Annotated in this window: 20 protein-coding genes; 10 read left to right on the forward strand and 10 right to left on the reverse strand. The window is 68.2% G+C overall.

What is annotated here, in order from left to right:
- Positions 1-6 precede the first annotated feature (6 nt).
- A complete protein-coding gene (locus tag U5N23_RS15820; protein WP_416208619.1) occupies positions 7-147 on the reverse strand; it encodes a diguanylate cyclase domain-containing protein in 141 nt (46 codons plus the stop codon).
- 33 nt (positions 148-180) lie between these two features.
- Positions 181-990: a hypothetical protein gene (locus tag U5N23_RS15825; protein WP_322593737.1), complete on the reverse strand. Its 810-nt coding sequence runs from the start codon at positions 988-990 to the stop codon at positions 181-183.
- Between the two features lie 190 nt (positions 991-1,180).
- Here U5N23_RS15825 and U5N23_RS15830 point away from each other — a divergent pair, with 190 nt between their 5' ends.
- Positions 1,181-2,023: a FadR/GntR family transcriptional regulator gene (locus U5N23_RS15830; RefSeq protein WP_322593738.1), complete on the forward strand. Its 843-nt coding sequence runs from the start codon at positions 1,181-1,183 to the stop codon at positions 2,021-2,023.
- Positions 2,024-2,039: 16 nt separating this feature from the next.
- Here U5N23_RS15830 and U5N23_RS15835 read toward each other — a convergent pair whose 3' ends face one another.
- On the reverse strand, positions 2,040-2,720 hold the full coding sequence (locus tag U5N23_RS15835; RefSeq protein WP_322593739.1) for a nitroreductase: 681 nt from the start codon (positions 2,718-2,720) through the stop codon (positions 2,040-2,042).
- A 107-nt stretch (positions 2,721-2,827) separates the two neighbouring features.
- On the opposite strand from U5N23_RS15835, the gene U5N23_RS15840 reads away from it, so the two are divergent.
- The 5 genes from U5N23_RS15840 to U5N23_RS15860 are packed head-to-tail and all read left to right on the forward strand — an operon-like array spanning position 2,828 to position 7,482.
- The gene (locus tag U5N23_RS15840) at positions 2,828-4,102 is read left to right on the forward strand and encodes a CoA transferase (protein WP_322593740.1); all 1,275 of its coding nucleotides are present in this window, start codon (positions 2,828-2,830) and stop codon (positions 4,100-4,102) included.
- An 11-nt stretch (positions 4,103-4,113) separates the two neighbouring features.
- Entirely contained in the window at positions 4,114-5,307 is a 1,194-nt protein-coding gene (locus U5N23_RS15845) for a thiolase family protein (protein ID WP_322593741.1), read from the forward strand.
- Positions 5,304-5,759 (forward strand): Zn-ribbon domain-containing OB-fold protein, encoded by a 456-nt coding sequence (locus U5N23_RS15850; RefSeq protein WP_322593742.1) that lies wholly within the window; start codon positions 5,304-5,306, stop codon positions 5,757-5,759. The genes U5N23_RS15845 and U5N23_RS15850 overlap by 4 nt, the downstream gene beginning before the upstream one ends.
- 46 nt (positions 5,760-5,805) lie before the next feature.
- Positions 5,806-6,282, forward strand: coding sequence for a MaoC/PaaZ C-terminal domain-containing protein (locus tag U5N23_RS15855; protein ID WP_322593743.1), 477 nt, complete (start codon positions 5,806-5,808; stop codon positions 6,280-6,282).
- A gap of 42 nt (positions 6,283-6,324) precedes the next feature.
- On the forward strand, positions 6,325-7,482 hold the full coding sequence (locus U5N23_RS15860) for an acyl-CoA dehydrogenase family protein (RefSeq protein WP_322593744.1): 1,158 nt from the start codon (positions 6,325-6,327) through the stop codon (positions 7,480-7,482).
- A gap of 96 nt (positions 7,483-7,578) precedes the next feature.
- Here U5N23_RS15860 and U5N23_RS15865 read toward each other — a convergent pair whose 3' ends face one another.
- From U5N23_RS15865 to U5N23_RS15875, 3 genes are all read right to left on the reverse strand, one after another.
- Entirely contained in the window at positions 7,579-7,914 is a 336-nt protein-coding gene (locus U5N23_RS15865; RefSeq protein WP_322593745.1) for an NIPSNAP family protein, read from the reverse strand.
- Entirely contained in the window at positions 7,911-9,665 is a 1,755-nt protein-coding gene (locus U5N23_RS15870) for an FAD-dependent oxidoreductase (protein WP_322593746.1), read from the reverse strand. The genes U5N23_RS15865 and U5N23_RS15870 overlap by 4 nt, the downstream gene beginning before the upstream one ends.
- Positions 9,666-9,749: 84 nt before the next feature.
- A complete protein-coding gene (locus tag U5N23_RS15875; protein ID WP_322593747.1) occupies positions 9,750-10,718 on the reverse strand; it encodes a tripartite tricarboxylate transporter substrate binding protein in 969 nt (322 codons plus the stop codon).
- Positions 10,719-10,939: 221 nt separating this feature from the next.
- Between U5N23_RS15875 and U5N23_RS15880 the strand changes: the two genes are divergently transcribed.
- From U5N23_RS15880 to U5N23_RS15890, 3 genes are read left to right on the forward strand one after another with little or no spacing between them, the layout of a single operon-like run.
- Complete coding sequence (locus U5N23_RS15880; RefSeq protein WP_322593748.1) at positions 10,940-12,352, forward strand: hypothetical protein; 1,413 nt, start codon at positions 10,940-10,942, stop codon at positions 12,350-12,352.
- Positions 12,349-13,473 carry a CaiB/BaiF CoA-transferase family protein gene (locus U5N23_RS15885; protein ID WP_322593749.1) on the forward strand — a complete coding sequence of 375 codons (1,125 nt, stop codon included), beginning with the start codon at positions 12,349-12,351 and terminating at the stop codon, positions 13,471-13,473. The genes U5N23_RS15880 and U5N23_RS15885 overlap by 4 nt, the downstream gene beginning before the upstream one ends.
- A 13-nt stretch (positions 13,474-13,486) precedes the next feature.
- A complete protein-coding gene (locus U5N23_RS15890) occupies positions 13,487-13,783 on the forward strand; it encodes a hypothetical protein (protein ID WP_322593750.1) in 297 nt (98 codons plus the stop codon).
- Positions 13,784-14,087: 304 nt separating this feature from the next.
- Here U5N23_RS15890 and U5N23_RS15895 read toward each other — a convergent pair whose 3' ends face one another.
- On the reverse strand, positions 14,088-15,302 hold the full coding sequence (locus tag U5N23_RS15895) for a hypothetical protein (RefSeq protein ID WP_322593886.1): 1,215 nt from the start codon (positions 15,300-15,302) through the stop codon (positions 14,088-14,090).
- Positions 15,303-15,424: 122 nt separating this feature from the next.
- Positions 15,425-16,486 (reverse strand): saccharopine dehydrogenase NADP-binding domain-containing protein, encoded by a 1,062-nt coding sequence (locus U5N23_RS15900; RefSeq protein ID WP_322593751.1) that lies wholly within the window; start codon positions 16,484-16,486, stop codon positions 15,425-15,427.
- Between the two features lie 88 nt (positions 16,487-16,574).
- Between U5N23_RS15900 and U5N23_RS15905 the strand changes: the two genes are divergently transcribed.
- Entirely contained in the window at positions 16,575-17,213 is a 639-nt protein-coding gene (locus U5N23_RS15905) for a TetR/AcrR family transcriptional regulator (protein ID WP_322593752.1), read from the forward strand.
- A gap of 26 nt (positions 17,214-17,239) precedes the next feature.
- Here the strand turns inward: U5N23_RS15905 and cydX are convergent, their stop codons facing one another.
- Together cydX and cydB are read right to left on the reverse strand one after the other, a co-directional pair.
- Positions 17,240-17,389: a cytochrome bd-I oxidase subunit CydX gene (cydX, locus tag U5N23_RS15910; protein ID WP_322593753.1), complete on the reverse strand. Its 150-nt coding sequence runs from the start codon at positions 17,387-17,389 to the stop codon at positions 17,240-17,242.
- Positions 17,390-17,398: 9 nt separating this feature from the next.
- On the reverse strand, positions 17,399-18,553 hold the full coding sequence (cydB, locus tag U5N23_RS15915) for a cytochrome d ubiquinol oxidase subunit II (RefSeq protein ID WP_322593754.1): 1,155 nt from the start codon (positions 18,551-18,553) through the stop codon (positions 17,399-17,401).
- Between the last annotated feature and the right edge of the window lie 5 nt (positions 18,554-18,558).

The raw sequence follows: 18,558 nt of genomic DNA on the forward strand, positions 1-18,558 counted from the left end.
GCGCGCTCACACCACTTCTATGCGGTTGCGCCCATTCTTCTTGGCCGCATACAAGCGCTGGTCCACGGCATCGATGAAGTCTGCAGGCTTGGCGTAGCCGCCCGGCATAGCGGTGCCCACTCCGATGCTCAGGTCGGACATGTCCATGGTGATCGCTCGCTATCGATTCCCGGCACGGGCTCAGCTTACCGCCACCGGGCGGCTGTGCACGGTCGCAATCCCATTCCAGTACCAGTAGAAGAACCCGCCCTCGGTCTGCAGCAGCGTGTGCGTGGTGATGCTGTTCTGGCGGATATCGCCCCAGCAGGCGCGGGCCGAGTTGCGGTTGTTGTGCAGGTCGATCACGGCCGCCGGGTCATTGCTGGCCGGCTTGGGCGGCACATAGAGCGCGCTGCCGCGCGGCACCCACAGGTCGGCCAAGCGTATCTTGCCCAGCGCCGGCCAGTAGCGGCCCACCGAGATCACCAGCGGCTGGGTGGGGTCGGTGGAGGCGAACACATGCGGAAAATCATGGTGCTCCAGGTCGGTACAGACCACGCTGAGCAAGGCATCGCCCGTGCCCTGGTAGGGTGACCAATGGCCGGCGAAGACACCGTATTCGTACTCCACCTGCTGCAGCGCGGTGACCGGGCTCTCGATCCGCACCGCCTGCCCCGGCTCCACCAGCGTCATGCCAAAGGCCGCCGCGATGCTGCGCGTGGCCCACAGCGGCGCAAACTCCACCTGCTCGGCCGCAAAGCCCAGCTGCGTTTCCACACCCCAGGGCGGCGTGGGCTTGACGCCCAGCACGTCGGCCACCAGGTACTCGCGGCCCACGGCCAGGGCCGGGTCGGTGGCGGCAGGCGTGAGCGGCGTGACATCGGCGGGCGGCTCGGTCAGGTACACCGGCATGCCGCCGTCGTTGTAGAAGAACGGGGTCTTGGCGGTATCGACCTGGGTTTCGTAGATGTCCTTGATGAACAGCGGGGCGTCGAGGTGGGGTCCGGGCATCAAGGCGTTCCTGGTTGGCGTTAGCTGGCAGCTTTCGGCGCAGTCCACTCCACTATAGCCTCGCGAGATGACAGGGCCGCCCTCCATGCCTGTGTGCCCCCCCGGCCTGCGCGCCCCCATTGCAATGGTCCTATCATTGGCCCAATTGGTCTGATATTCTCGGCCATACCGAACACAATCGAGGTTTTCCTTGTCGTCCAAGCCCGCTCCCGAAGTCCACGAAGCCGCCGTCGCCCCCACCTTCCGCGCCATACGCTCCACGCGCGCGTTCGAAGAGGTGGCCGCGCAGATCCGGGAAGAGCTGGCCAAGGGCCACCTCAAGGTGGGCAACCGGCTGCCGTCGGAGCGTGCGCTGTCCGAGCAGTTCGGCGTGGCCCGCAACACCGTGCGCGAGGCCCTGCGCTCGCTGGAGAACGCCGGCCTGGTGCGCCTGCAAAAAGGCGCCAGCGGAGGCGCCTTCATCTCCGAAGACAGCGGCGAGGCCATCACCACCGGCATGCTGGACCTGTACCACTTGGGCTCGATCCAGCCCGCGCACCTGACAGAAGCGCGCATCTGGCTGGAGGGCATCATCGTGCGCGAAGCCTGCCTGCGCGCCACCCCGGCCGACCTGCAGGAGCTGCAGCGCAACATCGAGGAGGCCGAGGACGCCATCGCGCGGGGCGACTTCGGACGCCGGGCCGAGGTGCATTTGCACTTTCACCGGATCCTGGCGCGCATGACGGGCAACCCCATCATGGTGGTCGTGATGGATGGGGTGCTGTCGGTACTGCGCCGCTACATCGAGTCCATCGGCGAGTACGAGAACGCCTTCGTGCTGCCCTCGCGCAAGCGCTTCATGAAGTTCATGGAAGCCAGGGATGTAGATGGCTCCGTCGCCGAGATGGAGGCCAGCCTCAAGCGCCTACAGCGCAGCTACCTCTCGCATGCCCTGCAGGCGGCCCAGGACGCAGCCGCAGCGGCGCAACTCCCTTCGGCGAATTCTGCCGCCAAGGTCGCTCCCCGGCCTCGGGCCGCGCGCAAGCCTGCCTGAGCATCGCCCAATCGGTTCACTGCGTCACCCAGGCTGCCGCCGTGGCGACATCGGCACGGCGGGTACGGAACCCATTGGCTGGATGGGCCGCATCCGCATAGCCAAAGGATATGCCGCAGACCACGCGACGGTCGTCTCTCAGCCCGAAGAACTCGCGCAGCAGTGCTGAGCGTGAGGCCAGCGCGGCCTGCGGGATGGTGGCCACGCCCAGGCTGGCGGCGGCCAGCAGGAAGTTGGCCACATAGGCGCCGCAGTCGACTGCGCCGTACACGCCCAGCGCCTCGTCACTGGTGATGATGGCCACGTGCGGCGCGCCAAACAGGCGAAAGTTCTCCTGGGCCTGGCGGGCCGATGCATCGCGGTCGCCGCGCGCAATGCCCACGCTGTCGTACAGCGCAAACCCGCACTCCCTGCGCCGCTCCTGGTAGACGCCCTGGTATTCCCGGGGCCAGGGAAAGTCCGACCCCGCCCCGCTTTGCGGCGCAGCGCCCAGAGCCTGGCGCAGCCGCTCCGTACCCGCATCTTCGGTGATGTGTATCTGCCAGGGCTGAGAGTTGCACCACGAGGCGGTGCGCTGCGCCATCTGCAGCAACTGTTCCTGCACCGGCCTAGGCACGGGATCGGGAAGAAAAGCGCGGCAGCTGTGGCGCGCATTGAGAAGCGTGGTCAATACCGAGGAAGAGTTTTCGGGGGTCATGGCGATGGCTCCTGATCAAAGGGTTGGCGAAGGTTGATGCACCGGTCTTGTGGATTCCGATGGATCAATAGTACAATGGTTCTACCAAAAACCATCGGAACCTTGCCGTGTTTGACCAACAACGAATCGATGCCCTGCCTCCATACCAGAGCGCGCCGGCCAGCGCCCAGCCCGTGCTGGCCGGCCTGCGGGTGGTGGACTTCACCCATTTCGTCGCCGGACCGCTGGCCACGATGACGCTGGCCGACTTCGGGGCCGACGTGGTCAAGATCGAGTCCCCGGTCAAGGGCGACGACTTTCGCCACTACCCCACGGTGGACCCGGAGATCCCCGCCCAGGGCGGCCCCTACCTGTGGACCAACCGAAACAAGAAGAGCCTGGCGCTGGACATGAAGAGCGCGGCCGGCCTGGAGATCGCACGCGCCCTGATCGCCGGTGCCGACGTGCTGGTGGAGAACTTCTCCTCGGGCGTGATGGAGCGCTTCGGCCTGGACCATGCGACCTGCCTCGCACTCAACCCCCGCCTCATCTACTGCTCCGTGTCGGCCTACGGCCGCGAGGGCGCCTATGCCGACCGGCTCGGGTTCGACCCCATCGTGCAGGCCGAAAGCGGCTTCATCTCGATGAATGGCTACGACGACCGCCAGGGCGTGCGCACCGGCGCCGCCATCATGGACACGGCCACCGCCATGTCGGCCACCAACGCCATCCTGCTGGCACTGCTGGCGCGTGCGCGCGACGGCAAGGGCCAGCGCATCGAGGTGGCGCTGTACGACACAGCCATCCTGATGACGGGCTTTGGCGCCATGCAACACCTGACCACCGGCTACGAGCCGCGGCGCAACGGCAACGTCAGCCCCGACACCTGCCCCTCGGGCGTGTTCATGACGGCAGACAAGCCGGTCTATATCAACTGCGGCAACGACAAGATTTTCCAGCGCCTGTTCGGGCAGGTGTTCGAGCGCCCCGACATCGCCGATGACCCGGTGTACTCGCAGCGGGCAGAGCGCCTCAAGCACCGCGAGGCGATCTTCAAGATCATGGACGAGGCCTTCGCCCGCCACCCCTGGAGCCACTGGGCTCCGCGCCTGCGCGCAGCCAGCGTGCCCCACGGCCAGGTCAAGACGCTGGGCGAGGCCCTGGCGTCCGACGAATCGCGTTCGCGCGGCCTCATCACGCGCATTCCCCACCCTGTCAAGGGCTGGGTGCCCAACATCGCTACGCCGCTGCGCCTCTCGCGCACCCCGGCCGTGGCACCGCAGGCCGCACCCGCTGTGGGCGAGCACTCCGAAGAGGTGCTGCGCGACACCCTGGGCTACGACGACGCCCGCATTGCCCGCTTGCGCACTGAGGGCGCCTTCGGACCCTGCGCCGCCGCATGAAGGGGGCAGCCATGAGCCGCAACGTCGCCATCATCGGCACCAGTGCCATCCCCATTGGGCGTCACCAGAGCGCAGACGACGCCGAGCTGCAGACCTTGGAGCACGAGATCATGACCCGCCTGGTCTCTGAAGCCGTGCGCGACGCGGGTGTGGCCAAAGAGGACATCCAGTCACTGGTCTTCACCCTGCCGCGTCCCTACACGCGCCAGAAGTATTTTCACACCTTCCTCATGGGCCAGTTGCGCCTGGCCTGCCGCGGCAGCGTGATGGAGGTGATGGGCAACGGCATGACTGCGGCGCTGGCCTTCGACAAGGCCTGCGACGAGATCCTGCTGGGTCGCGCCAGCGTGGCGCTGGCCCTGGGCATCAACATGGAGAGCGCCGTCTCCGCGTCCGAGCACATGATGAGCAGCATGCGCACCACGGGGGACGTGGATTTCCACACCTCGGCCGGCTTCACGCCCATCGCCTGGTATGCCATAGACGCCATGCGCTACATGCACGAGCATGGAGCCACGCGAGAGCAGTTGGGTTCCGTGGCGGTGAAGAACCGTTACCACGCCTCGCTGAACCCGCTGGCGCAGTACCGCAAGCCGGTGTCGCTGGAGGAGGTGGTGGGACAGCGCCCCATCGTTGAGCCGCTGGGCCTTTATGATGTGCCCCCGCGTGGCGACGGCGCGGCCTGCATCGTGCTGGCCAGCGAAGACGTGGCACGCAGCCTGGGCAAGCCCTATGCCGTGGTGCGCGGGCGCGGCTTCTGCCACGACGGCACGCACCAGATCAGCGACGTGCCCAACGACATGATCGCCTTCGACTCGGCGCGCGACGCAGCGGCCACCGCCTATGCCCAGGCGGGCGTGGGTCCGGCCGACATCGACTTGGCCGAGCTGTATGCGCCCTGCACCATCGTCGAGGTGCTGGTGAGCGAGGCCCTGGGCCTGCAGCCGCGCGGCCAAGGCGCGCGCGCCGCCTTCGAGGGCGAGACGCGGCTGGGCGGGCGCATACCCATCTCCACTTCGGGCGGGCTCACCTCGCGCGGGCACCCGGCCTACGTGACCTCGCTCTACAACTACATCGAGCTGGCCGACCAACTGCGCGGCCGCGCCGGCGCGCGCCAGGTGCAGGGCGCCCGCCTGGGCCTGGCCACTGGCGAGCTGGGCAACTACAACGCCGCGCTGATCCACATCCTGGAGGCCATGCAATGAACGACCACGCAGCGACCGATCCATCCCTGCCGCGCATCGCCATGGCGGGCCCGCGTGCCTACCCGCCGCGCCGCTCCGAATTCACCCGCCACTTCTGGGACGGGCTGCGCCAGGGCACCTGGCAGACCAGTTGCTGCCAGGACTGCGGGCGCCAGACCTTCCCACCCAAGCCGCTGTGCCCGCACTGCTGGTCGCCGCAGGTGGGCTGGAGCGCCCTCGCCCCGCGCGGCATGCTGTATTCGTGGACGCGCATCCACGCCGCGCCCGCCGTGTTCACGGCCGAATCGCCCTATGCCGTGGGCATAGTCGACCTGGCCAGCCAGATCCGTGTGGCCTGCCGGCTGGTGGACATGCCGGGCCTGGACTTCACGCCAAGCATGCCCATGGAGATGGTGGTGCTGGACTACGAGGACGGCCCGCTGTTCGCCGCCCGGCCCACGCCATCCCCCTGAACCGCATTTTTCGCCAACAACTACCGCCACAAGGAGGCAACACACCATGCGAGGCCAATGCATTGAAGAATTCGCAGCCGGCGACGTGATCGAAAGCCGCGCCCGCACCGTCACCGAGACCGACGTGGTCACGTTTTCCTGGGTATCGGGCGACGTGAACCCCATGCACACCGATGCCGTGCACAGTGCCAAGTCCCCCGTGGGCCAGCGCATCGCACACGGGGCGCTGGGCCTGTCCATCGCCACAGGGCTGAGCGCCGGCCTGGGCTACCTGGAAGGCTCGGCCGTGGCGGCACTGGGCATCGACGAGTGGAAGTTTCTCAAGCCCATCCTCTTCAACGACACCGTTCACCTGCGCGCCACCGTGGTGTCGGCGCGCCCCACCTCCAAGCCCGACCGGGGCGTGTTGGTGCGGCGCATGGAGCTCATCAACCAGCACGGCGAGGTGGTGCAGAGCGGCCTCATGACCACCATGGTGCTCACCCGCGCCGGCCGCGACGCCGTGCGTGCCGCCCAGCACTGATACCGCTCCTATTTCTCCCCCCGTTTCAAGGAACCCCTTTCCATGTCCGCACCCCTGATCAACACCAACGGCCTGAGCGAAGAGCAGCGCATGATGCGCGAAGGCGTCCTGGACCTGCTTGCCAGGCACCTGCCCTGGGAGCGCATCCGCAAGATGGACGAGACGCGCGAGTTCCCCCACGAGGCCTACAACGCGCTGGCTGAGGCCGGCTACATCGGCCTGTTCTACCCCGAGGAGCTGGGTGGCATGGGTGGCAGCTTCAAGGACATCGCCGTGCTGCTGGAAACCATGGGCTACTACTACACCGGCATTGCCCAGGCCGTTACCACCACAGCCATCTATGCGGGCATGCACGTGGCCAAGTTCGGCACGCCCGAGATGAAGAAGGAGATCGTGCCCAAGATCATCTCCGGCGAGGTCAAGCTCGCGCTGGCCATGTCGGAGCCCGGTACGGGCTCGGACGTGGCGGGCATCAAGACCTCGGCCGTGCGCGAGGGTGACGAGTATGTGATCAACGGCAGCAAGGTATGGATCACCTGCGCCCACGTGGCCGACTACGTGGTGGCCATCGTCAAGACGGACACCCAGGCCCGCCACAACGGCATCAGCACCATCCTCGTGCCCACCAATGCCAAGGGCGTGGAGGTGCGACCCCTGTCCATGCTGGGGCGGCGCACCTCGCATGCCAACGAGGTCTTCTTCGACAACGTACGGGTGCCCGCTGCCAATCTCTTCGGCGGCGAGGGCCAGGCCTGGAAGAACATCATGAAGGCCCTGGGCCTGGAGCGCCTGGGCCTTGCCGCCATCTCAGCCGGCCATTGCTTCAAGATCACCGAGTATGCGCGCGACTACGCAAGGGAGCGCATCCAGTTCGGCAAGCCGATCTCGGAGTTCCAGGTCATCCAGCACAAGCTGGCCGACATGCTGATCATGGCCGAGACGGCGCGCCAGTCCATCTACCGCGTGGCGGAGCTGCTGGACGCGGGCCAGCCGGTGGTGACCGAGGCCTCCATCGCCAAGATCGTGTGTACCGAGAACAACTTCAAGTGCGCCGACATCGGCATGCAGATCATGGGTGGCGCCGGCTACTCGATGGAATACGACATGCAGATGTTCTTCCGCGACTCGCGCGTGGGCCCCATCGGCGGCGGCACCAACGAGATCCAGCGCAACATCGTCGCCAAGCAGCTGGACCTGTGATTCGGCGAGGGCTGCCATCCGGTAGCCCTGTTCGGCCACCCCATGAAGAAGGACCGCCGCGGCGGTCCTTTGTCGTTGAGAACGCTACCCGCGGGATCAGGCGGGCACAGCTTTCAGCGGCACCGAGCGGATCAGCCGCGTCTCCTGCGCGGTGATCAGGTGGCCCGAGGCCGCCAGGTACGCCGGGAAGTCCGGGTGCGCGTCGCGCGCCCGGCTGCGGCGCTCGTAGTCGGCCAGGTCCTCGTAGGCCCACAGGTGCACGAACTGGTTCTGCGGCCCCACCACGCTGGTGTAGAAGCCGAGCGGGTGGCCCAGGGTCTGCAGAAGCACCGGCATGGCCAGGCGGTGGAATACCTCAAGGAACTGCGGCATCTGGCGCAGGGAGATGGTGTAGATGCGGTGGTCCACCAGGGGCAGTGCAGCCGGTGTCATGCGGGCACCGCCTCGTTCGCGGTGGCGGGCGCCGCGGCGGCAGCTCCACCGCCCGTTTGGCCGGCAATGTGCAGGCCCGTCAGGTAGCCGAAGGCCATGTTCGGTCCGTGGGTGATGCCGGCGCCGGGGTAGTTGCCGCCCATCATGCTGGCGCGGTCGTTGCCCACGGCGTAAAGGCCGGGTATGGCGCTGCCATCGGGGCGCAGCACCTCGCCCGCCACGCTGGTGCGCAGGCCATCGAAGGTTCCCAGGTCACCCATGACGAGCTTGATGGCGTAGAACGGTCCCTCCTGCACCGGGGCCACGCAGGGGTTGGGGCGCTGGGCAGGGTCGGCCAGGTAGCGGTTGAAGCTGGTGCTGCCGCGCGCGAAGGCCGGGTCCTCGCCACGCACGGCGCCGGTGTTGTACTCGCGCACGGTCTGCTCCAGTCCTGCGGCATCGATCCCGGCGTGCGCGGCCAGCTCGGCCACGGTTCGGCCCTGCAGCAGGTAGCCGTTGCGCAGAAAGCGGCCAATGGGCATGGGCGCGGGCTTCACGTAGCCCAGGCCGTACTTGCCCAGCGTGGCCTTGTCGCAGATGAGCCACATGGCCGTCTCGGGCAGGTCCTTGCAGGCCTGCACCATGGCCGCGCCCACGTCGTGGTAGGAGTTCGATTCGTTGGTGAAGCGCCGCCCGTTGGAGAGCACGCCGATCACGCCGGGCTTGTAGCGGTCCAGCAGGTGCGGGAACACGCCCACCTCTCCATTGCCGAAATCGACGCGGGTCACCGGCATCCAGGCCGACGGTTCCTGGAACCGGATCTCCATGCGCGCGCCTGCGGCTTCGGCCATGCGGATGCCGTCGCCGGTGTTGGATTCCGGCGTGGGAGAAAGATGCCCGTGTCCCCGGCGCACGTGCGGATAGGCCTGGGCGATGCGCTGCAGGTCGTGCGGGAAGCCGCCACAGGCCAGTACCACGCCCCGGCGCGCGTGCAGCGTGCGCTCGGCTCCGCCCTGCCCGCCCTGCACGGCCACGCCCACGGCGCGGTCGCCCTGCATCACCACCCGGCTCGCGGCGGTTGAGGTGAGGATGGGGATGCCCATGTCCAGCGCCGACTGGGCCAGCCGTGCCGCCAGCGCATTGCCGCTGGTGACGTTGATGGCGCGGCCATACAGCGCCAGCTCGCGCAGGTGGCTGGCCAGCCGCTTGGCGACGTACAAGAAGGAGGTGAGCGACTTGGTGGCCTGGAAGAAGTGCTTGAGGTCGGCGTTGGACGAGTTGAACATCATGCCCATGAAGGTAATGCTCTTGAGCGGTGGCTTCAGGCGCTTCATGTCCTTGCCCAGGCCGCGGATGTCATAGGCCGCGGCCAGGATGGAGCGGCCCACGTCCACGCCTCCGGGCGCGTCGGGGTGGTAGTCGGGGTACAGGGTGGGCACGAATTTCATCTGCGTCGTGCGCTCCATGAAGTCCACCATCTGCGGGCCGTACTCGATGAAGGCGCTGGCGCTTTCTTCGTCGTAGAAGCGGCCGGTCTCGTGCATCAGGTAGGTGCGCACGGCCTCGACCGAGTCGGCCGCGTTCTGCCGACGGCCATGGTGGTTCAGCGGGATCCACAGCACCCCGCCCGACAGGGCCGTGGTACCGCCGAAGACGGGCTCCTTCTCCAGCACCACCACGTTCAGGCCGCGGCTTTTGGCGGTAATGGCGCAGGTCAGCCCGGCGGCGCCGGAGCCCACCACGATCAGGTCATATTCGGTGTCCATGCTCATTGCAATGTCTCGTTCTGGGTAAAAAAAGCCCCGCCTGCGCTGCCGGCGGGCGGGGCGGGGCACAGTGCTGTGCGGCCTGTAGCGTCAGTCGGCCTTGATGCTGTACTTGTCGATCACCTCGCGCCACTGCGCGGTCTCGCGGGCCATGATGGCGCCGAACTCCGCGGGGGTGGATGTCAGCGGCACAGCGCCCGTGGGCAGCAGGCGGGTGCGCAGTTCACCGTCGGCCAGTACCTTGCGCACGGCGGCGTTGAGCCTGTTCACCACGCTGTCGGGCGTGCCAGCCGGGGCCAGCAGGCCGAACCACACTTCGGACACGAAGCCGGGCACCGTCTGGCTGATAGGCACCGCCCCCGGCACCACCGGGGACGGCGTGGCGCTGCCCACGCCCAGCAGGGTCAGGTTGCCCTGGGCGACCTGGCCCAGCATGGCGGCAGACGGCGTGGTCAGCAGCATCTGCACCTCGCCCGATCGGGCGGCCATGGTGGTGGCGGCCTCGCCCTTGTAGGGGATGTGGGTGACCTTGAGGCCGGCCATGCTGGACAAGCGCGCGGATGCCAGGTGGCCGTACGACGCGGTGCCGGCCGAGGCGTACATCAGCGGGTCGGACTGCTTCTTCGCGTGCGCGATGAACTCGGCCAGGTTGGCGGCCGGCACGCTCTTGTTGGTGACAAGCACCATGGGCACGCTGGTCACCGTGGTCACGGGCTTGAAGTCCTTGATCGGGTCGGAATCTGCCTTGGCGTTGAGCAGCGGCGCGATCACCACGCCGTTGTTGGGGTACAGCAGGGTGTAGCCATCGGCCGCCGACTTGGCCACGTACTGCGCGGCGATGACGCCGGAGGCGCCGGGCTTGTTCTCCACGATGATGGGCTGGCCCAGTTCCTTGCCCAACTGCACCTGGATCATGCGCACCTGAGCGTCGCTGGTGCCCCCCGCGGGGTACGGCACGACGATGGTGATCGGCCGTGACGGGAATTTGTCCTGGGCACATGCGGCGCCTGCGGCCAGAGCGGCAAGGCAGAACATGAGGACGCGCTTTGATGGGTTCATTCGATGTCTCCAGAGGTTGAGTCGCTTCTACGGCTTCTACGCCATACAGGTCAGGCATGGCGCCAATCTTCATTGCTGCCCATTTTATGTCAAGGGTTCAATGGTTGGTCCAATGATTGTATAGTGACTGCATGGAATCTGACAAACGGCTTTACAAAAACTCGGCGGGACAGCCCGTCGGCGCCGCCGCGACACCGATGCATACGGCCGCAGCAATCCCCATGGGCGCGGGCCTGGGTGCATGGCTGGTGCCATGGCTGATGCTGGCCATTCCGGTGCTGGCACTGGTGGATGCGGCGCAACGCGCGCCGGGCTGGCCGCTGGCGGGGCTGGCGGCAGCGAGCGCGATGTTCCTAGCGCTGGAGGGGCGGCATGCGAGCGCCGCCGTGCGCCGCACTTCGCTGGTGCTCGTGGCCATCACGCTGTGCCTGCTGCCCTGGATCGACGCGCCGCTGCAGGCGCTGCAGCGCGGGGTACGCATCGGCGGGCTGATCGCCTCGCTGCTGGTCACGGTGAACCTGCTGTCGCGCGTGGCGCTGCGCATGCCGAGGGTGCGAGCCGTGGTGGGCGGGCTGTACCGGCTGCCCGCGCAGCGCCGCTACATGGGGCTGACGGTGGCAAGCCAGTTCTTTGGCGGGCTGCTGGGCCTGGCCGGCATTGCCATGATGATGGAGATGGCCGCGCGCGAAGCAGACCTCACCGGCGCGGAAAAGCTCTCGGCTTTCTCGGCCATCGCGCGCGGCTATGCGGCCGTGAGCCTGTGGAGCCCCATCTACAGCAACATGGGCATTGCGCTCGCCTTGTATGGCGGGCCCGACTGGGTGGGGGTGCTGCCCTATGTGCTGGCGGTGTCGGCGCTGCTGGTGGGCCTGGGACTGCTGGTCGAGCACTGCGGCCGGCGCGGGCCTGCCGCCGAGCCTGCGAACGCGCCGCAGCAACCCGTACTGCACCAAGCCGCCCTGCTTCGGCTGGCGCTGCCGGTGCTGGCTGCCATGCTGTGCTTTCTGGGGTTCATGGTATTGGCCAGCAGGCTGCTGGCGTTGCCGATCTCGTCGGTGATCATCGCCAGCACGCCCGTAGCCGCTTGGGTGCTGAGCGTGGCGCTGGCCGCCCCGGGCCGCCGGCGCTTGGCGCAGGGCACGCGCCTGCTGGGGACGGATTTCTTGGGCTTTCGCACCATGGTGGGCGAGGTGATGATGTTCTTCGCCTCAGGCTGCGCGGGCACGGTGATCGCCAGCGCCATCCCCGCCGCCTGGACGGACACCGTAAGCCTGTGGGTGGCGGGCGCGCCGGTGCTGGGCTGCCTGTTCGTCTCGGGCGCCATCGTGCTGCTGTCGGCCACGGCCATCCACCCCATGCTCAGCGCGGTGCTGGTGGGATCGAGCTTCTCTCCCCTGCTGCTGGGCCTGCCCGTGGTGGCGCACCTGTGCGCGCTGCTCACCGGCTGGGGGCTGGCCATCATCGTGACGCCGTTCTCGGTGCTCAGCCTCATGGCCAGCCGGCACTCGGGCATTCCCATCCTCACCATCAGCCTGCGCGCGAACCTGTCGTTCGTGCTGCTCGCCATTGCCGTGTCGGCCGTGCTGCTGGGCGGCATGGCCAGCCTTCTTCTTCATCCCAGACCACTGCCATGAGCCATCTGCTGTCCTCCTCCCTCCCTTCATCTGCCTCCGGCCCGCTGCGCGGCGTGCGCGTCGTCGAATTCGCGGGCCTGGGGCCGGCGCCCTTCGCCTGCATGCTGCTGTCCGACATGGGGGCCGAGGTGGTGCGCATAGACCGCCCTGGCACCCTGCCCACGGACCCGCACGACATCACCGGGCGCGGCCGCCGCACCGTGCTGCTGGACCTCAAAGACCCTGCCTCCATCGACCAGGTGCTGGACCTCCTGGCGCATGCCGATGTGCTGGTGGAAGGCTTTCGGCCCGGCGTGATGGAACGCCTGGGCCTTGGCCCTGAGGCCGTGGCCCGGCGCAACCCGCGCCTGGTGTACGGCCGCATGACCGGTTGGGGCCAGCACGGCCCGTTGGCGCAGGCCGCGGGGCACGACATCAACTACATCGCCATCACCGGTGCTCTGGCTGCTATCGGCGCGCCCGGCGGCGCACCGGTGCCCCCGCTCAACCTGGTGGGCGACTATGGCGGCGGCAGCTTGTACCTGGTGGCCGGTCTGCTCGCAGCGCTGCTGGAGGCGCGCGCCAGCGGCCAGGGCCAGGTGGTGGACGCAGCCATCTGCGACGGCGCGCTCTCGCTGATGAGCAACAACCAGTCGCACCGGCTGCGCGGCCTGTACCGCGAACAGCGCGGCAGCAACATGCTCGATGGCGGTGCGCCCTACTACACCACCTACGAGACCGCGGACGCGCAGTACGTGAGCATCGGCCCCATCGAGCCCAAATTCTTCGCCCTCCTGTGTCAGATGATCGGCCTGCCCGAGACGCTGTGGGACGCACAGCACGACCGTGCCCGCTGGCATGCCCTGCGCGACGCCATGGCCGCCGTGTTCCGCACGCGCAGCCGCGCGCAGTGGTGCGAGCTGCTCGAAGGCACCGACGTGTGCTTTGCCCCCGTGCTCACCCTGGCCGAGGCAGCCGCTCACCCGCACCTGCGGGCGCGCCAGGCCATCGTGGAGGTGGCAGGCGTGCCCCAGCCCGCTCCCGCACCGCGCTTCTCGCGCACGCCATCGGCCATCCAGAGCCGGCCCGACAGCGCGCTGCAGCTGAACTCCGCGCAATTGCTCGCCGACTGGGCCCGCTGACAAAGACACGCCCATGGTGAGGACGCGCTGGATCTTCCCGCCCCCGTGGACCAACCGCCGCCGCGCCGAGCAGGTCGCCATGCCCCTGGCCTGGGATGCCGACCACCTGATCGGTCTGGCGCGCGAGAGCATGGTGCGCGGGCACTACCGCGTGGCCATGCAGCGCACGGTGATGGTGGAGGCCGGCGGCGTGGCCCTGCCGCAAGACTTGGAAGACCTGGTCAACCGCCTGTGGCCGGCCCTGCCGCTGCGCGAGCAGGCGCGTATCCATTCGCTGGCGCTGGCGTGGGCGCATTTCGTGCGGCGCTGAGCGCCTGCCGCAGCGCACCTGTCCTCAACGCTGCCCGCCCCCACCCGCGTGCCAGTACCAGAACAGTGCTACCTCGCGTGAGCCCGTCGCCAGGCCCCGGTACGGGTTTGCGTCGAAACCCCTGAGCACGAATCCGCAGGCCTAGTACAAGCGGCAGGCGGCCACGTTGTTGTTCTGCGTCTCCAGCACCATGCCCGCCAGTTGCTGCGCACGCGACCCGGCGATGGCGTGCATCACTCGCCGCCATCGCGTGCCCTTCAGCAGCATATGGGCGCCAAGAGGCCTGGTGCCGCCCTGCCCCTGCTCAGCGCCCGAGCTTCGCCCGGAGTCTATCCAACCCCTTGCGGGCCAGTTCACCCGTGCGCTGCGCCCCCTGCTGGACTTGTTCTGCTGTGGGCAACGCCTCCTGCGCTGCGCGGGTGGCGCTGCGCAGGGTCTCGGCCGCCTGGCCTGTCAGCTCGCCGCCGCGCTTCTTCAATTCCTCCACCTGCTCGGCACTGGGCATCTGGCCCTTGGTCCAGCTGGCGGCCTTGCCCACGGCGCCCGCAATCTGTCCGGGCAGTTCGGTACCACGCATTCTGAGTTCCTCCATCTGCTGCACGGTTGGCAGCTGTTCCTTGGTCCATGTGGCCGCCTTGCCGGCCGCACCGGCCACCTGGCCGCCATAGTGGCCCGCATGCTCCCTGGCCCGGCTCCAGACCTTGGCCACTTCGCCGGGGGGCGGTGTCTGCAGGGTCTGCTGCACCTGGGCCAGCAACTGCCGCTCGGGCTCGGCCAGCGGCGCCCCGCCCGCCTCCAGCATCTGCGCCAAAAAGCGGCCCATCTCCGCCGCGATCACCTTGTGGTTGCAATCCGGGTTGGCATGCAGGAAGGCCGAGAGTTCACGCGCCAGATCACCAGGCACCGCATCGGCCAGGCCGGGCTCGATGGAGGCCATGGCCTGGGTGACGAAGCGATCATCCAGCCCCCACTCGTCCACCAGATGCGCTGCCAGGAACGCGCGCCGCTGCGGCGGCACTGTGCCATCGGCCGAGGCGGCCAGCCGCAGCGACAGCGGCGCGATCAGGTCGAACAGGGCCAACCCCAGCGTGTCCAGCGGGGTGTTGAGGTAGCGGGGGATCTCGATGACCCGGCTGCCCTTGGAGTGGCCGAGCCAGCGGTACATGCCATAGCAGGCACCGCCCGAGGCCAGCGCGGCAAACGCCACCCAGCCCACGGGCGTGGCCGCCGCGCCCACGCCCAGCGCCCCCATCAGACCCGAGGGCGCAAAGAACGCCGATGCCACCAGGCTCGATTTGGCGATGGCCGCCCCGGCGCCGGCCGCGCCCAGCACATCCCAGAGCTCGCGGCCCCGGTTCACCATGCGCAGCGAGGCATAGGCGTTCTCGCCGATGGCCAGCCTGGCCTTGAAGCGCAGCGGCTCGGCCACGATGCGCTCGACACCGTCCAGGCCTGGCATGGCCTGTTGTCTTTCTTGCTGCTGCAGCAGCAAAGCGTTGGGTTCTTCATCCTTGGCCATCTCGCTCACACTGCAACTCCCTTGGTTGGTGGATGGGTCATTGCCTTGGATGATCGCATGGGGGCTGGCAAAAACCCAATCCAGTTTCCATGGCAAGCCGCAGGGGCATGGCCCCTGCCCCATCACCCACCAAAATCGAGCTGCAGGTACCTGGGCGCCAGCGCCTGCAAAAACGAGCGCGCATCGCCCAGTTGCCCCGCCGACATGGCCCCGGTAAGCCCTCCGTCGGCAGCCAGGATGCGCTCCACGGCCTGCGCCGCCAGTGGGCCGGTGATGGCGTAGATGTCCTGCCCGCTGGCGCTCGCGCGGCGCTCTTCACCGCCCCAGCGCACCACCACCTCGACCAGAAAGCGCTGGGCCGAGCGGCCCGATGCATCCACCGCCACGGGCGCCGGCGTATCGGCGGCGCGCAGCTCGGTGAGCGGGGTCTCGTTCATCCACGCCGGCACGTCGGGCACGCGGATGTGGTGGGCGATGGTGACGGCATCGGCGCTGGAAAAGCCCACCACGGCCTGCTCGCCGAACGGTGCGGCAAACGCCCAGGTCTTGCGCGGGGCCACGGCGGGCGGCGCCTGGAACTGGCCGTTGGCATACACGACGTGGCGGCCGGCGTTGCGTACACCGGTCTTGCGCGTGCCCTCGGTGGGGTGCCAGCTGTCCAGGGCGATATGCACTTCGATGGCATCGGCGTCGGGCCAATCGCCGAGGACGCTGGTGGCGAGCAGGTCGCCCAGCGCGCCGTAGAAGGCCACGGCCGGTGCGGCGCACAGGCCGGCTGTGGCGAAGCGCTCGCCCCACTGCCCGAATACCTCGCGCGCCGTGGGCTGCTCGGCCGACACGTCCACGTAGTGCACGCCGGCCTGCACGGCGGCCTGCAGCAGCTGGGGCGCGCTGTCGGCAAAGGGGCCGGCGCAGTTCACGACCAGGGCACTTTCGGCCAGCAAGGCCGCGAGGGCTGCGGCATCGCCATCGAGCCCCTGCACGCGCAGCTGGTCTGCGGGCGCATCGGGGAATGCGGCCTGCAGCTTGCCCAGATCGCGCCCGGCCAGCAGCACGGCGTGGCCCAGATCGCGCAGGGCCTGCACCACGAAGCGCCCGGTGTGTCCGGCAGCGCCGTAGACCAACACCGGGCGGGATGCAGCTGAAGAAGACGAAGATGGAGCGGTGGAGGTGTTGTCGATCACGATACAGACCTGTACGTTTTGTTGAAATTGGCGTGATGCTACATACAGGTCTGTATCGTGTCAACGCCGGGTATGGGATAATGCGGGCATGAGCCCCACCGCCGCCCGCAAGACCACCAGCGCAGCCCCTTCAGACCCGGGGGCGCTCACCGCCGCGAACACGCCGCCCATGGGCGATGTGCAGCAGCGCATCCTCGACACGGCCTGCCAGCTGTTCTATGCCGAGGGCGTGCGCGCCGTGGGGATCGACCTCGTCATCGAACGCGCGCAGATCGCCAAGACCAGCCTGTACCGCTACTACCGCACCAAGGACGACCTGGTCGCCGCCTTTTTGGAGCGCGAGGACCGGGAGTTCTGGCAGCAGTGGGACGAGGCCGCTGCACCGCACGCCCCGGATGCCGCCGCCGAGCTCGACGCCCTGCTCGCCTGGGTCGGCGAGCGCGTGGCGCGCCCCGGCTACCGCGGCTGCCCGCAGCTCAACGTGGCAGCGGAGTTTGCCGACCCGGCCCACCCGGCCCGCGCCATATCGGCCGCGCACCGGCTGGAGCAGCGCAAACGCCTGGCTGCGCTGTGCAAGCGCATGGGGCTGAAAAAGCCCGAGGTGACGGCCTCGCAGCTCTCGCTGCTGGTCGATGGTGCGTTCAGCAGCGGCTCACTGCTGCTGGGCGACAGTGCGGGCAAGGTGCTGCGGGCGGCTGGGCGGGCGCTGGTCGAAGCGGCGGGCTGAGGGCCGCGGCGCCCGCACAGCCGCTGCTACAGGCGCTCCTGCCCCGTGGAGGGCTCAGGCGTGGCGAGCGTCTCTCTGCGGACGGCGTCGTCGTCCATGAGCTCGTACCACATGGCATTGAGAACGGCAAAGGCGGCGGCCAGCGGCAGGCCGAGAATCCAGGCGAAGTACCACATGGCTGTTTCCTAGTAGGCGTGTCCGCTGTGATCGCGGATGGCGTTCTGATCGACCTTGCCCCACAGCACGTGGTAGACCCACGTGGTGTACGCAAGGATGATGGGCATGAAGATGCAGGTGGTGACCAGCATGATGAACAGCGTGAGGTGGCTCGACGACGAATCCCACACCGTCAGGCTGGCACGCGGGTCGATGGATGAAGGCAGGATGAAGGGGAACATCGACGCGCCCACGCTCAGGATGATGCCGGCGATGGAGAGCGAGGCCGCCAACAGCGCCAGGCCACCCCGGCGTGCACCCAAGGCCAGCAGCGCACCGGTGGCACCGATGAAGCCTGCGGCAGGGGCCCCCATGGTCCAGGGGTGGGCCGCATAGTTGGCGAACCAGGCGCCGGCATGCACCTCGGCGGTTTTCAGGAGCGGATTGGAGGGCCCGGTGGCATTCACCGCACTGGTGATGCGGTAGCCATCGATGAAGGCCCACAGCAGCAGGCCAGCCACGCTGTAGAGTGCCATCGTGGCCAGGGCAGCCAGCATGCCCCAGCGCCGCGCGCGGTCGGCCACCGGTCCTTCGGTCTTGAGCACCAGCCAGGCGGCCCCGTGCATCACGAGCATGGCCACCGACACGGCGCCGGCCAACAGCGCGAACGGGTTCAACAGCTCCAGAAAGCTGCCGTCGTACCGGATCTGCATGCTGTCGGTGAGGCGAAAGGGAACCCCCTGCAGCACATTGCCCAGGGCCACGCCGAAGATCAGTGCCGGCACGATGCCACTGAAGAACAGTGCCGCATCCCAACGGCTGCGCCACTGAGGCTCCTCGCGCTTGCTGCGGAACTTGAACGCCACGGGGCGCAGGATCAGCGCCGCGAGGATGACGAACATGGCCAGGTAGAAGCCCGAAAAGGAGACCGCGTACAGCTGCGGCCATGCGGCAAATATGGCACCGCCTCCGAGGATCAGCCACACCTGGTTGCCCTCCCACACGGGCCCCACGCTGTTGATGACGACCCGGCGCTCCAGATCGGTGCGGGCCACGAAAGGCAGCAGAATGCCGCTGCCCAGATCGAACCCATCGGTGACGGCAAAGCCCACCAGCAGCACGCCGATGAGCGCCCACCAGATCAGGCGCAAGGTGTCGTAGGTGATCAGTTCATGCAGGATCATGGTGA

It is taken from the genome of Acidovorax sp., from assembly GCF_034519795.1.
Taxonomy (GTDB): domain Bacteria; phylum Pseudomonadota; class Gammaproteobacteria; order Burkholderiales; family Burkholderiaceae_C; genus Acidovorax.

Bases quoted from the DNA above. Each gene is read 5' to 3' on its own strand.
- U5N23_RS15850 (WP_322593742.1), top strand. From the start codon at position 5,304: ATGAACGACCACGCAGCGACCGATCCATCCCTGCCGCGCATCGCCATG.
- U5N23_RS15825 (WP_322593737.1), bottom strand. From the start codon at position 990: ATGCCCGGACCCCACCTCGACGCCCCGCTGTTCATCAAGGACATCTAC.
- U5N23_RS15885 (WP_322593749.1), top strand. From the start codon at position 12,349: ATGAGCCATCTGCTGTCCTCCTCCCTCCCTTCATCTGCCTCCGGCCCG.
- U5N23_RS15880 (WP_322593748.1), top strand. From the start codon at position 10,940: ATGGGCGCGGGCCTGGGTGCATGGCTGGTGCCATGGCTGATGCTGGCC.
- U5N23_RS15860 (WP_322593744.1), top strand. From the start codon at position 6,325: ATGTCCGCACCCCTGATCAACACCAACGGCCTGAGCGAAGAGCAGCGC.
- cydX (WP_322593753.1), bottom strand. From the start codon at position 17,389: ATGTGGTACTTCGCCTGGATTCTCGGCCTGCCGCTGGCCGCCGCCTTT.
- U5N23_RS15835 (WP_322593739.1), bottom strand. From the start codon at position 2,720: ATGACCCCCGAAAACTCTTCCTCGGTATTGACCACGCTTCTCAATGCG.
- U5N23_RS15865 (WP_322593745.1), bottom strand. From the start codon at position 7,914: ATGACACCGGCTGCACTGCCCCTGGTGGACCACCGCATCTACACCATC.
- U5N23_RS15895 (WP_322593886.1), bottom strand. From the start codon at position 15,302: ATGGCCAAGGATGAAGAACCCAACGCTTTGCTGCTGCAGCAGCAAGAA.
- U5N23_RS15875 (WP_322593747.1), bottom strand. From the start codon at position 10,718: ATGAACCCATCAAAGCGCGTCCTCATGTTCTGCCTTGCCGCTCTGGCC.
- cydB (WP_322593754.1), bottom strand. From the start codon at position 18,553: ATGATCCTGCATGAACTGATCACCTACGACACCTTGCGCCTGATCTGG.
- U5N23_RS15890 (WP_322593750.1), top strand. From the start codon at position 13,487: ATGGTGAGGACGCGCTGGATCTTCCCGCCCCCGTGGACCAACCGCCGC.
- U5N23_RS15855 (WP_322593743.1), top strand. From the start codon at position 5,806: ATGCGAGGCCAATGCATTGAAGAATTCGCAGCCGGCGACGTGATCGAA.
- U5N23_RS15870 (WP_322593746.1), bottom strand. From the start codon at position 9,665: ATGAGCATGGACACCGAATATGACCTGATCGTGGTGGGCTCCGGCGCC.
- U5N23_RS15905 (WP_322593752.1), top strand. From the start codon at position 16,575: ATGAGCCCCACCGCCGCCCGCAAGACCACCAGCGCAGCCCCTTCAGAC.
- U5N23_RS15845 (WP_322593741.1), top strand. From the start codon at position 4,114: ATGAGCCGCAACGTCGCCATCATCGGCACCAGTGCCATCCCCATTGGG.
- U5N23_RS15820 (WP_416208619.1), bottom strand. From the start codon at position 147: ATGGACATGTCCGACCTGAGCATCGGAGTGGGCACCGCTATGCCGGGC.